Annotated in this window: 8 protein-coding genes; all 8 read right to left on the reverse strand. The window is 51.6% G+C overall.

Annotated elements, in window-relative coordinates:
• Positions 1-48: 48 nt before the first annotated feature.
• Complete coding sequence (locus AC6ESO_RS18715) at positions 49-1,806, reverse strand: extracellular solute-binding protein (protein ID WP_497092677.1); 1,758 nt, start codon at positions 1,804-1,806, stop codon at positions 49-51.
• Between the two features lie 91 nt (positions 1,807-1,897).
• A complete protein-coding gene (locus tag AC6ESO_RS18720) occupies positions 1,898-2,785 on the reverse strand; it encodes a carbohydrate ABC transporter permease (protein WP_497092678.1) in 888 nt (295 codons plus the stop codon).
• Positions 2,786-2,841: 56 nt separating this feature from the next.
• Entirely contained in the window at positions 2,842-3,795 is a 954-nt protein-coding gene (locus AC6ESO_RS18725) for an ABC transporter permease subunit (protein ID WP_494820812.1), read from the reverse strand.
• 98 nt (positions 3,796-3,893) lie between these two features.
• Complete coding sequence (locus tag AC6ESO_RS18730) at positions 3,894-5,909, reverse strand: beta-galactosidase (protein WP_497092679.1); 2,016 nt, start codon at positions 5,907-5,909, stop codon at positions 3,894-3,896.
• A gap of 217 nt (positions 5,910-6,126) precedes the next feature.
• Positions 6,127-7,611: a glycoside hydrolase family 32 protein gene (locus AC6ESO_RS18735; RefSeq protein WP_497092680.1), complete on the reverse strand. Its 1,485-nt coding sequence runs from the start codon at positions 7,609-7,611 to the stop codon at positions 6,127-6,129.
• Positions 7,612-8,080: 469 nt separating this feature from the next.
• Complete coding sequence (locus tag AC6ESO_RS18740) at positions 8,081-9,715, reverse strand: response regulator (protein WP_497092681.1); 1,635 nt, start codon at positions 9,713-9,715, stop codon at positions 8,081-8,083.
• A 1-nt stretch (position 9,716) separates the two neighbouring features.
• The gene (locus tag AC6ESO_RS18745; RefSeq protein WP_497092682.1) at positions 9,717-11,624 is read right to left on the reverse strand and encodes a cache domain-containing sensor histidine kinase; all 1,908 of its coding nucleotides are present in this window, start codon (positions 11,622-11,624) and stop codon (positions 9,717-9,719) included.
• 176 nt (positions 11,625-11,800) lie between these two features.
• Entirely contained in the window at positions 11,801-13,519 is a 1,719-nt protein-coding gene (locus AC6ESO_RS18750; protein WP_497092683.1) for a type 2 periplasmic-binding domain-containing protein, read from the reverse strand.
• Positions 13,520-13,559: the final 40 nt, after the last annotated feature.

A 13,559-nucleotide genomic window follows, 5' to 3' on the forward strand; every position in this document is an offset into this window, starting at 1 on the left:
TCCTTGCCCGCAAGTGCTGCGAGCAAGGAGTAGCGTAACTTCAAACCATTATTGGCCTAAGATGCTGTTGTACTTGGCATTAAAATCCGCCCATAGCTGCGTATAAGCCGCCTCTACTTTCTCCAGACCATTCTTGTTGATGCCATCCTGCATATCCTTCCAATTGGAATCGAATGCGGCATCATCCTTCGACATGATGATCTTCGGCAAGTATTTACGCCATGTATCATCGATCTTCTGTTCCTCCACCTTAGTGGTATCCGGAGGCGTAAGCTGCCAGATATAGCCCGGTACATATTCAACCGGCGGTAAGAAATCCGCCCATACCTGCTTGCCGTACTTCGCCAGCACTTCCTTCGTCATGTCATCGTAGTTGGCGATAACCATGTCTTTGGTAAGCGGCGTGGAGTAGTCGCCATCGGCCAGCTTCGCGCCATTGCCGATGCCAAACCACGAGAAGTTGCCTGTTCCAATGCCGTGGAAGCCTTCTTTGTAATCCGTATCCGGATCTGCAAGACGCTGTTGGATAAGCTCCGGCTTCAGTACACGGTGACCGTCTTTTACATCGAAGTGAGTACCTTCAATGCCCCACTGCGTCAGAATTTGACCTTCATCGGAGAAGAGGAAATCGATCATTTGAATCATGCGCTCCGGGTTCTTCGCATTCTTGCTGATGGTCCACTGGTAGCTTCCTGCTTGCGTTGGCGTCAGCGTGTTGGAGTGATCTTCGGTGCCTTCCGAGAAATAAATCGGAATATGGGCATAGGCACGTTCCGGATGACCTGAATTACGCAGCGAGGCTTCGGCATCGCCTAAGAACCAGCCCGGTGAATAGGCAGCAAGGACGCGGCCTTGCGCAGCTTTCGTAGAGATGTTGTCGAGCGAGAACGCTTCTTTATCGAACAGCCCGTTGTTATACAGCTTGTTTAGGAATTTCAGGTAGGCTTTGGATTCCTCGGAAACCGGGTTGTACGTGACATTGCCGTTAGCATCAATTCGGGAACGGTCATGGTCAGGAAGTCCAAGCGCATTGATGACCGGATTGTTGAATTCAATCTTCATCGTCCAGCTTGCCATGGAAGCGGCGAAGCCAATCGTATCCTTCCCGTCGATTTGCGGGTGTTTATCGGCATACGCTTTGATAACATCGTAAAGCTGATCGAACGTTTTGATTTCCGGATAACCGGCTTCCTTCAGCACATCATATTGCACGACAAAGTTGGCACTCGAGTTAGCTGCCGCTTCTTCGCTCTTGTTGACGCCGGACAAGGAGTAGATATTGCCGTCTTTGTCTTTGAGCAGGTTGAAGTACTTGCCATATTTTTCTTTAATGTTCGAGCCATATTTGTCGATCAGATCGTTAAGCGGAATAATGGCGCCGGCATCTTTAAACTTCTGCGTGTAGTTGGCATCGAGCACGACGACATCCGGATAGTCACCGGCTGCCAGCCACAGATCCCATTTCTGAAATTGGTCGCCGACGGAGAGGTCATACTTGAGCGATACGCCTGTTTTCTCTGTAATCGCTTTCGTAATTGGCGTATCCCATTTCAGCTTGTCATCGGCCGTGTTGATCGTAAATTCGATTGGACTTAAATCCGCCGCAGGCTCAGCTGCGGCGTTATCGCCGGAAGCTGCTTCATTGGTCTTGCCATTGTTTGCAGCGTTGTTCGTGCTCTTCGTTGGTTCGTTAGCTGCCCCTTCGTTATCGTTGTTATTGGAGGAACCGCAGCCTGAGATAAGCACGGTCAGTACGGTAATGATGAGTCCGATTGTAAGTCTGCGTTTTAACCTAGTACCCTTCATCTTTAGACTCCCTTTCAATCATCGTTTTGTATATATCAACGGATCGATCGCTCCGTTTGATAACCTCTTGATCATCCGGCTGCGCAGCCGGTTATTCCTTAATAGCAGCCAATGTGACGCCTTTGACGAAGTACCTTTGCAGGAATGGATAGACGAGCAGGATCGGCATCGTAACCACAATGGTCAGAGCAGCCCGAATCGTATCGGGGTTGGACTGAATCGCTTTGCCGTCCACATGTTCATTCGCATTCGCAACTTGGCTAACGCTTTGCATCAGAATCTTCTGTAATTCAAACTGCAGGAGGCTCAAATCGGGATTACGGCTGGCATAGAGATTGTTATCGAACCAGGAATTCCAATGGCCAACCGCGATAAATAACGTGATGGTCGAAATAACCGGCAAGCTGATTGGCACGACAATCCGAAACAGCGTCTGAAAGTCGGTTGCCCCGTCGATTTGCGCCGATTCTACCAGTCCTTCCGGAAGCTGATCGAAATAGCTGCGAATAATAATAACATTGAACACCCCGATTAATCCGGGAATGATATAGACGGCAAAATGATTCATCAACCCCAAGTTCTTGATCAGCAGATAGGTTGGAATGAGGCCGCCGTTCACGTAAAGGGTAATGACCAAGATGACGTTAAACGCTTTGCGGAAGATGAATTGCTTGCGGCTAAGCGTATAAGCAATCATGACGGTGGCCGTAACACCGAGCACGGTGCCAAGCACGGTACGAATAACGGAACGGACAGCGGACCACGCAAGCGTGTCATCACTCAATATCGCTCTATAATTCATTAGTGTCCATTCTCTGGGCAGGAGGGTTATTCCTCCCTTCAAGGAATCGAGCGGATCGTTTAGCGACACCGCAATGAGGTTCAAGAAGGGGAACAAGGTTGCCATGCCGATGAGAAGCAGCAGCGTAAAGTTAAAGGTGTTGAACGCGAATGCGCCCCACGCCTGATTGCGGTCCATTCTTGACCACCCTCCTTCTCTTATCGGGATTGTGTACTGTACGTGTATAGCAGCTGCTAGATTAGCCGGCTTTGATTCGTTTTCTTGGCCAAATAATTAACGGCCAGCACCATGACTACGCTTACGACTGATTTAAACATGCTGATTGCTACCCCGAATGAGAAGTCTCCAAGCTGTGTCGAGTAGCGGAGTGCATAGAGATCGAGTACCTCGGAATAATCAACGACGATTGGATTGCCGAGCAGATACTGCGACTCGAAGCCGCCCTGTATGATCCAGCCTACATTTAAGATGAGCAGCAGAATCGCGGTCGGCATGATGCCGGGAATGGAGATGTACCACATCTTCTGAAAGCGGCTCGCACCGTCGACCTCAGCCGCTTCATACTGCTCGGGATTCAGCCCCACCAAGACCGCCAAGTAGATAATGGTGCTCCAGCCCAGCTCCTTCCACAAGCTGACTGTCGTATGGATAAACCAGAACCATTTTTCCTCGCCCATGAAATAGAGCGGTTCCTGGATGATGCCAAGCTTCATCAGAATGCGGTTTAGCATACCGTCATCCGGAGAAAGCATCGTGAGCGTAATGTTCGCAATGACGACCCAAGATACAAAATGCGGAATGTAGGTAATCGTTTGGATAACCCGTTTGAACCAGACGAACCTGACCTCATTCAGCAGCAGTGCCAGCGCAATGGCGCATACGAAACCGGTGATCAGCTGCAGCAGTCCCATGGCGAGCGTGTTGCGGAGCACATGGTAGAACTGCTCGTCTTGGAAGAGCGCGACGAAATTATCGAAGCCGACGAAAGGACTGTGTTTGATCCCTTTGCCGAGCGTGTACCGCTGAAACGCCATAATCCATCCCCAGAGCGGGACGTAGGAGAACAGGACGATCAGCAGGACGAACGGAACAGACATATAGATCAGCTGTCTTTGCATGATGACTTTTCTGCCGAAGCTGCGTTTGTTTGGTGCCGTGTCTTGCCTAGTTGGTGCGATTGATTTCACACTGCCGTACTCCTTTCTACCCTGTTTCTCATCCGTGTTGTTCTAGTTTTATTATGCAGGGGGCCGGCAACGCCAACAACCTGATAAACTGCAACTTATCACCCTAGTAGCGGGTGATCCTTGCGGAAGAGAAACACGCCGTTGCCCGGTAAATCGATCGTGCCCGCTACTATGGTTTGCTCCGTGGTAAGTTCGTACAACGGCTCTGCGAGCGTGATGGCCTGACGGTCTGTACCATGATTGATCGCGAAAATATATTCCTGCCCTTCACCGCTAACCCTTCGCGTTAGCTCAATACTTTCCGGGACCTGTATGCCCTTTATTGAAGCTACTCCGGCATCCGCGCATATGCGATCCATAAGCGCATTCATTAAGGCAGGCTGCGGCTCCATGCCCAAGTAATAGGCGGCGCCTTGGCCATAACGATTGCATGTCGCTGCGGGCGAACCGGCAAAATAGTCTTCGCCGAACCAAGCGATTGGCTCCGCCGTCTCCGGTTGAATGACGTCATACCAGGTATTTGCTTTGTAGCTGTTTGTGTCTTGGGCTAGTTGGACGCTGCGCGTTTGACCTTCTCGCAGGATACCGTAGTCGCTAATCGAGATGCCAAGAAGCTCCCGATAAATGCCGGGCAGCGTTTGATCCGACATCCGGTTGTCCCACAGCCGCGAGCCGGAACGGAAATCGAGCAGCACCGTCCCCCCTTGCGACGTATAATCGTAGATTCGCTGCTTGGCTCCCGGCTTGGACAGCATATAGTGCGGCAGGACGACGACACGATAACGGCTAAAATCCGCTTCGTCGGATAGGATATCCACCGGAATACGATGATCATAGAAATAACGATAATAGCCTTTGAGATGACGGATATACCGGTGCCCCATCACCTGAGGCTGTATGTCCATGACCCATTCATTCTCGTAGGAACGAATGATTGCGACTTCCGCTCCTGCACTGCTGCCTTCAATGCGCGGCATGATTCGTTTCAGCTCCTCCCCAACCTGCTTGACTTCGTCATACCGCCTGCCCGGAATGCCGTCATGGGGCAATATGCCATGCCAGAACTGCTCCGCGCCGAATAGGCATGTCCGCCAGCGGAAATAGACAATCGCATCGGCGCCATGGGCGACCGAATGATACGTCCATCTGCGAAGCTCCCCCGGGCGCGGCGTCGGAAACATGATGTTGCCGCCGGGCGCGCCGCTCTGATGCTCCAGCACCCAGAAGGGGCTTTGCTTCACGCCGCGGGCCATATCAAGCTGGATTGCGCTTTCGCGGGGATCCGGTTGATCGGTAAAACAGAGGTTGGGGTAGATGTCCCAGGAAGCGAAATCGAGATCCTTGGACAGCTCGAAGCTGTTTATCTCGTTCATCTCCGACCACATGTTATGGGTGACGGGCTGACTTGGGGCAAGCTGCTTCAATAGGTCAATTTGCCGCTTCTGATACGCGATGACGGAATCGGAAGCAAACCGGCGATAATCGAGCTCCAGCCCCGGATTATGCAGATGGAAGACGGTATACGCAGGAAGCACGATTTGCTCCCATTCATTGTAGGTTTGACTCCAGAACACCGTTCCCCAGCTTTCGTTGAGCTGATCGATGCTTGTATATTTTAGGCGCAGCCAAGCCTGAAAGGCTGATCGGCAATTATCACAATAGCAATAAACCGTATCGTTGCAGCCGAATTCATTATCCGTCTGCCATGCGATGACATTCGGATGTTTGCCATAATGCTGCGCAACTGCGGTTACAATGCGATCCGACGCCTCCATGTAGTTGGGATTGTTGTAGCAGTAATGCCTCCGATTGCCAAAGCCCCTCGCGATGCCTTTATTGTCCCGCATATAGATGTCAGGGTGTTTATCCATCAGCCATTTCGGCGGTGTTGCGGTTGGTGTTCCTAGGATGACCTCAATCCCTTGTGCCGCCAGCAGCCCGATGATGCGATCCATCCATGAGAAATCGCAGCTGCCTTCATAGCGCTCAAGCTTCGACCAAGCAAATTCGCCGATCCGCAGGACGTTCAGCCCGGCTTCCTTCATGAGCCTCACATCCAGCTCCCAGCGTTCCTCCGGCCAATGCTCCGGATAATAACAAGCGCCAAATTTCATCTGCTTCCCTCCCCCTTGGTTGTCTACCTCATTATGGAGGAAGTGCAGCAAGGTCAAAACCTTATAGATTCAACCTTTTGACCATAGAAAACAGACCAATCCGGGGTGGATTGGTCTGTTAGCCTTTTAATCTACTCTCTATAATTGATAAACGCCCGATTCGATTTCTTGATGGCAATCTTCACTATAGAGGTTAACGCCATGCTGATTTTCACCCTCAGTAAATCCGCTGTAAAACATAGGACTCCAATGAGCGAAGAACCGAACTCCCCCCGCGACTGAACAGACAGGCCCCCAAACTATCCGGCTGCGGATAGATGCGGTTCGTCATTGTTTTCTCGCCATCATTGGCAAACAGCTCAAGCGATGAACGATCGAGGAACAGATGTAGCTTCAGCAGCCCGCCATCCTGAGGCGCAAGCTGAACTTCACTGATTCCGCCATCGCCCAGACCGGCATGTTCGCGGTTCACATAGAGCATGCGGTCCGCGGCGCGGTACCCGATTTCGGTGTATTCGCTGCCGTCCGCCGAGCAGCGCAGCCGCAGGCCGTATTCGGCCGCATCGCCGCCAAACAGGGCGATGATTTCCACCGCATCCGATGCGATGCCCGGCAGAGCTACTTCCGTATCTGCTTCGATTACCTGCGATTCCGCATCATATCGCTCTCCCCGAAGCTTCTCCAGCTCCGGCACGGGAAGCATGCGGACACTGCCGTCCGGCTGCAGGATCAGCTCACGCGGAATCGTCATCGCGCCTGCCCATCCATCCTGCTGTTCGGGCATCGTTGCACCCCACATATTCATCCATCCGAATAGAATGCGTCGGCCTTGATCATCCCCAAGCGTCTGAGGCGCATAGAAATCGAAGCCGTAATCAAGTCTTTCGGCACGAGTTGTCGTGAGCCTGCCGTTCTCGTAATCGAAAGCGCCGGACAAATACATCGTCTTCGTTGCCCCCATGTTCATCGGGGAGACAATCAGCACATGGTTCTCTCCGCCGCCAAGCGGGAACAGATCCGGGCATTCCCACATATCCCCCTGCGAGCCATCGCTGTCAGCGGCAATACTTATGTAGCGCCACTCGTGCAAATCCGAAGAAGCATACAGCCGCACATTGCCCCGGCCTTGTTGACCGCTTCCAATTACCATGTACCACGTATCTTCATGCTTCCAGACCTTCGGATCGCGGAAGCCGAATAATCCTTCTTCCGGCGGCCCCGGAATGACCGGATTCGCTTCGCTTTTCGCGAACGTATTGCCGTCGTCCGAACTGACAGCCAAACACTGTACCTCAACCGGAGATTTGCCGGAAACATGTCCGGTGTACAGCAGAGCAAGCGTATCGCCAACGACGACAGCGCTTCCAGAAAAACAGCCGTAGCCGCCGGTTTCGCCCTGATCATAGGCTTCTGAAGGTGCCAGTGCGACCGGAAGATGGGTCCAATTGACGAGGTCTTCGCTCTTGGCATGCCCCCAGTGCATCGGTCCCCAACTCGGCTCGTACGGATAATACTGATAGAAGGCATGATAGCTGCCCTTGAAGTATACAAGTCCATTCGGATCGTTCATCCAGCCGGTTCTCGGCATCAAATGATAGCGAAGTCGGAAGCGATCCTCCGAAATCCGCGAGCTTCCTTCCTCCGTGGCTTGATTCGCCCTTGCTATGTGCTCTTCATGCTTCTTAGCTTGATTGGTTTCCATGCCAGCCTCCTGCTCGAGTGGGGTTCCATGCACGTATACAGCAAACCACTTTTACCCGGATTATAGCACACTATTAACCTATCATTTCCCTTTTTTTCATCTATAAAATGGAGCGGAGTAGATGCACCTGCGAAGTATTGAATTAGAGGCTGATAAGGCCCTTCGGGGCTCGTCAAACGTGGGGATGTTGCATTTCGTGCAACAAAATTGGCGTATTGCGGCTGGAAAGCTGGATATGTTGCGCATTATGCAACATTGGGACCCGATATGATCCTTGCGGGCTCGTATTCTGAGCAAATGTTGTCTTTTGAGCAACATATGCGCGGTTTAGCACTTGAGAAGGAAGATATGTTGCATATTAGGCAACATTGGAGAAGAAACCGATGGCACATTCCGCCGCCGTTCCGGCGATAGCTACCTCATCACCCACACCGAAAAAAAGGCAGCCCGCTAGCGGCTGCCCTCCCTCTCACACACGATGCTGCACCGCGTGTTTCGTCCGATATTCCATCGCCGAGATGCCTTCCATCTCGCGGAAAACGCGATTGAACTGCTTCGAATTCTCGAAGCCGACCTGCTCGCTGATCTCGTAGATTTTGTGGTCTGTTTCCTCCAGCAGCGACTTGGCTTTCTGAATGCGCACCCGCTTCAAGTAGACGACGAAGCTCTCGCCGGTAAACTCCTTGAACGCCTGGCTGAAATACGAGTAGTTCAGCGAAACATGGTTCGATACCGTCGCCATATTCAGGTCCCGATGGTAATGATCGTGAATGTAGCTGACCGCTTTCTTCATCTCCTTATGCTCGACATGCACAAGGCGGAGCCCTTTCACGTAATCGTTCAACCGCAGCAGCAGATCCTCCACGCTGTGAAAATAATCATGAATCGTCTCGAAGTTATACATACAGCCGACCTTTTTGTAGATCCGCAGAATTTCCACCGATTCCTCGCCGTACTGATTGAAGACGCGGTCAAACACAAGCTCGTTCAGCTGTTTGCTGATTTCCTCGATCGACGCGATATCGAAGCCAGCCAGCTTCTTCGGATCCAGAAGCTCCGTAAGAATCTGCTTCATTTCCTTATCCCGCTCGGTACCGAGCATATTCGCCAGACGCCGAATGTCTTCAAGCGGCAAATGGCTCTCCTGATGTCGCGCTCTCTTACGGTCGTAATGCAGCAGCACCGGCTCCGCCGTTACCGCCTGCAAGAAGCCATATCGCAGAGCCTCGAGAGCTTCCTCGTATGCTTGTTTGACGCCGCCTGCACCATTCAACCGCTCGCTGACTCCGATTTGCCCCGAAACATGATGCTCCTTCATGAATGCCAGCAGGCTGCTTGGTCCCTCGGTCTCCTCGCAAATGACGACCAGCCGCTCATCCTTATCTTTAAAATAAAACCGAACTCCGCTAGGCCGAGTCGCCAGCATCGCCTCAAGCTGGCCCGCTTTCCCGGAGGACAAGCCGCCGCGAAGCTTTAGCAGGGCGATCACATAACCGCGCGCCTGAACCTGAGCCTGCCCCGGCCCCGGTCCATTACTCGCACCTGCTCCAGCCCCCGCCTCCGAGGCATCCCGAGCTTCAACAAGCGCATCCCAGCCTGCTTTTGCACATCGTTCCGCGATTTCTTGTACCTTCAAATCCGGATGCAGGAAGATATAGTTCAACTGGCTCGCCAGCAGCTCATCCCGATAATGATGCACTTCCCCCAGCCGCTCGGATAGCGCCGCTTGCCGCTCCAGCTCCCGTTCCACCCGCTCTAGCGCCGTGAACAGCTCATCCCGTACAATCGGCTTCAGCAAATACTCCCGCACATCGTAGAGCATCGCTTCCTTCGCATAGTGGAAATCATCATGGCCGCTGAGAATCATGACGACCGGTTTCTGCGGAAGCTGCGCCAATTCGCGAATTAATGCCAGACCATCCATCCCCGGCATACGAATATCCGTGATGACGATCTCCACTTGGCCACCTTGAATTAACCCGAGCGCTTCTTCCCCATCAGCGGCAAATAACATCTCATATCGTCCGGGATATCCTCGCTCAATGATCGCCTTCAGCCCGAGCCTGATATTACGTTCATCGTCCACAATCAGCAGTGTACGCATCTCAGGTCACCCCTCCGCTTAATATGAAATAGGGTACACGCATAATGACGCGCGTGTAGGCACCCTCTCTGCTTTCGACTAACAAGCCGTATTCCGTGCCATAGAATAATTGAATACGCTGATGCACATTGCGCAAACCGATCCCGCTGCCTTCCGTTTGCTTCTCTTGCTGTGCATATACATCCCGCTTATCTGTAGGCCCGCCTACATCTTCAAGGTTGATTTTCCGGTTCAGCTCCTCCGCCATCTCTGCTGTCATGCCAATCCCGTTATCCTCAATCTCGATGACGATGGTGGAGTCGACGACCTCCGCCTTAATCGAAATAACAACGTTTCGCGCTTCCGATGGTTTAAACTTCATGCCGTGCTTGACGGAGTTCTCCACGATCGGCTGCAGCGACATCTTCAGCAGCTCCTGATCCAAGTAATCCGGCGGAATGTTGATTTGCAAGCTGACCGTATGATCAAACCGAACGTTCATAATGGCGATATAGTTGGTAATATGTCCAAGCTCATCCTTGAGCCGCACGTACTCACTCGTCCACTTCAAGTTGTAGCGCATCATGCCGCCAAGCGAAGTAAGCGCATCCGAGATGACGGGCTGATTCTCGATTTCCGCCAGCATCTTAATATTCTCAAGCGTGTTGTAGAGGAAATGGGCATCGATCTGATTCTTGAGCGTCCGCAGCTCCGCTTCCTTGGAAGCGGCCTGTTTTGTGACGGCTTCGGCGATGAGCGAATTGATTTTCTTTAACATTTTGCGAAAATGATGCGCCAACTCTCCGACTTCGCCGCCGCCGCGGATCGTGAAATCAAAGTTGAAATCCCCCTGGCGCACCCGCTTCATGAAATGAGCGAGCGTATGCAATTTCTTCAGAATAAGCGCATTCAGGAAGTAAGTCGAAATAGACAGAATCGCCAGCAGACTCACATTCACCATGATGAGTTTGTTACGGGTCTTATTAATGTCGGCAAACACATTCTTCAGCGATACGACATTCACCACATAGGCATTCAGCTTGTCGATATACATGTAGTTGCCCAGAAACGGGGTTTTGTTGTGGTTAAACAGGAAATGACCGGTGCCATGTGAAACATGCTGATTCAGCGCACTACGCACATCTGTCTCCGTAAGCCCCGTGCTCGCCAGAAACGGGCTGGCGTCATTGCGGAACATTTTGCCTTCGCCATCAATAACGAACATCTCCGACTGGCCTGAATCCGTTCCATGAAATACACCCTGAAAGAAATTCGTCAGCAGCATATCCACCTGCATAATGCCGACATGGCGCCCTGCCGGATATTCAATCTCGCGCAGCAGCGAGAGCTTCGGCCTGGATTCCTTCGCGTCGGGAACAAGTGAGCGGATCGGCTCTCGGTCCATCCGGTCAAAGTACCATAATTCCTGTCCGTCTAAGCGGTTCACCTTCGCATACCAAGGATCTCCTTGAATACGGCGCTCCAGCATGATAACAGGCCATATTTCATTAATCCGTTTATTGTTGGAGAACAGCCGAATATGCTCGATATTTGGATTGTTGAACTGTAAGCGCAAAATATTCGAGACCACCGTTGTATCAAACTCAATCAGTTCAGTAGCGTTGGGCTCACTGGTCCGCTCCAAATAATAGAGCACTTCTTTATCCGAGACCGACAGCTGTGCAGCCCGCTCCATCGTCTCGATGTTGTTATTCATGTTGACCCGCTCGATCTCCAGCGTATTCTCGTACTTCTTAATAATGTCTTTCATATAATTGTCGTTCAGTTCTTTGAAAATATAGAGCGAAATCAGGATACTAGGCAGCAGCAGGATGAGTATGTACGAAATAAACAGTCGCTTCTGCAAGGACAGCTGTTCCAGCTTATAAATAATCGTTTCACGGCTGATCATGCGAGGTCTGTTTAGCAAATGAAATCACGTCCATAGTGTGGGATGAATGCCTAGTCTCCAGTATAACGCAGAAAACGAGCATGAACAGCCGGGCAGTCAGCCCCGGCCAAGAAGGGCGGCAGACTTCACCACTCTTCTTGGCCGAGGCTTACACCGCCGGCTGTTCGATTGTTACCCGATTCCGAATGTTAATTTTATTTCAGGAATTCTTTCAGCTTCGCTACGTTCTCTTCATATTTCTTCTGTTGGAACGCCTGCACTTTGTCGAAGCCTGCGTCCTTACGTTTCTCTACGAACTCCGCGAATGTTTTGTCGAAGTCCTCGTCGGACTTGCTAAGCAGCAGCTTCGGAAGCGTTTTGCCCCATGTTTGCGCGATCTTCGTATTCGCAATCCCTTCTTCGGAGTTGCCCGTCGGGTTGATTTGATCGTATTGCGAGAAGCTTTGCGTTTTGCCTTTGGTCCAATCTTCCATTTGTTTGGACGGTTCCACGCTTGGCGGCGCCCACTTCAGGTTCATATTGGTATCCATCAGCATCCAGAAGGTGTACGACGCGCCATACTTCTTATCGAAGGAAGAGCGGTCTTTGTTCAGCAGGTCAAGGACTTCCGGCTTGAATACGTCTTTGCCGTCAGCTGTGTCATACGTAACGCCCGGCTCGCCCATGAACAAGTCTTTGTTGCCTTCTTCACTTATGAGGTAGCTAAGGAAACGGATTGCTCTCGCTTTGTCTTTCACGTTCTTGGAAATAAGCGTTACGGTCCAGCCGGAGATGCCAGGGCCTGCAAGTGTCGGTTGGTCGCCGGCATTATTGCCAGGACCATCGATTGCAATGTAGACGGAATTTGGATCTTTGGCATACAGGGCATTCTGTTGTGCGGCAAAATCACTGCGTTGGTACAGCATCGCGAAGTAACGGCCTTGCGCGATTTTTTCTTCCATTTGCGGACGTTTGTCGATGAAGATATCTTTCGCCAGCAAATCCATTTCATTGGCTTTGCGGAAGGTTTTGAGCCAGCTTACATATTCCGGATCGGTTACGCGGTCGTACAGCTTGCCGTCTTTCTCATAAGGAACAGCAAGGAAGTTCTGCAGGTAACCTTCCAGCGAGCTGTTGCCGGTCTCGCCAAACTCATGCAGGCCAAGCGGAATAAGCGGCTGTCCGTTTACTTCCGGGAATTTCTCCTTCGCTGCTTTAAGCGCGTTCAGGAAACCTTCCTTGGTGCGCATGTCTGGTTTGCCAAGCGCTTCATACATATCTTTGCGTACGACGAATGTTTGGTTCGACGTGTAGTCGCGTGCATACTTCTCGAAATCCTTCGGCGAGGACGATGCGTTCGGATATCCGTACACATTGCCGTCTTCTTGGGTATACCACGATGTTTTCGCAGGGTCAGCAACCTTGATGAAGTAAGGGTCATACTGATCTGCCAGCTTGTTCAGCGGTTCTACCAAGCCGCCTTCGATCATCTTCTTCACGCCGTCCTCATACCAGCCAAGCGTGATGAAATCCGGAAGCGAGCCTGAAGCGATCATCGTGTTCAGTTTCTCGTTCTCATTGCCCGCCGGTACGATGAAGTTGATGTTTACGCCGGTTTTCTTCGTGATGTATTGGGAAGTCGCGTCTACGCCCCATTTATTCGGGAACCAGGAGAAGTTCAGATACCAATCGAACGTAATCGGTGACGTGTCCGCTTTCCAGCCCGGCTCATCCGCGGAAACGGCGGGTTTGTTCTCCGCTTTGGTGTTGTCTGCCGCCGCTGTGTTGTCCGCAGTATTCGTGCTTTTGTTATTGCCCGCTGCCGCTTCATTGTTCTTATCGTTGTTGTTGCCGCTGGAGCAAGCCGCCAGCGTGAAGACAAGCGCAAACACTGTCGTTAAAGCAATTAAGCGCTGAACCTTACCTTTTCTCATGTGTTCTACCCCTTTGCTTCGCTTATTATAATGTCTTTGC

It is taken from the genome of Paenibacillus rhizoryzae (genome assembly GCF_059686995.1).

Bases quoted from the DNA above. Each gene is read 5' to 3' on its own strand.
- AC6ESO_RS18720 (WP_497092678.1), bottom strand. From the start codon at position 2,785: ATGGACCGCAATCAGGCGTGGGGCGCATTCGCGTTCAACACCTTTAAC.
- AC6ESO_RS18740 (WP_497092681.1), bottom strand. From the start codon at position 9,715: ATGCGTACACTGCTGATTGTGGACGATGAACGTAATATCAGGCTCGGG.
- AC6ESO_RS18735 (WP_497092680.1), bottom strand. From the start codon at position 7,611: ATGGAAACCAATCAAGCTAAGAAGCATGAAGAGCACATAGCAAGGGCG.
- AC6ESO_RS18730 (WP_497092679.1), bottom strand. From the start codon at position 5,909: ATGAAATTTGGCGCTTGTTATTATCCGGAGCATTGGCCGGAGGAACGC.
- AC6ESO_RS18715 (WP_497092677.1), bottom strand. From the start codon at position 1,806: ATGAAGGGTACTAGGTTAAAACGCAGACTTACAATCGGACTCATCATT.
- AC6ESO_RS18750 (WP_497092683.1), bottom strand. From the start codon at position 13,519: ATGAGAAAAGGTAAGGTTCAGCGCTTAATTGCTTTAACGACAGTGTTT.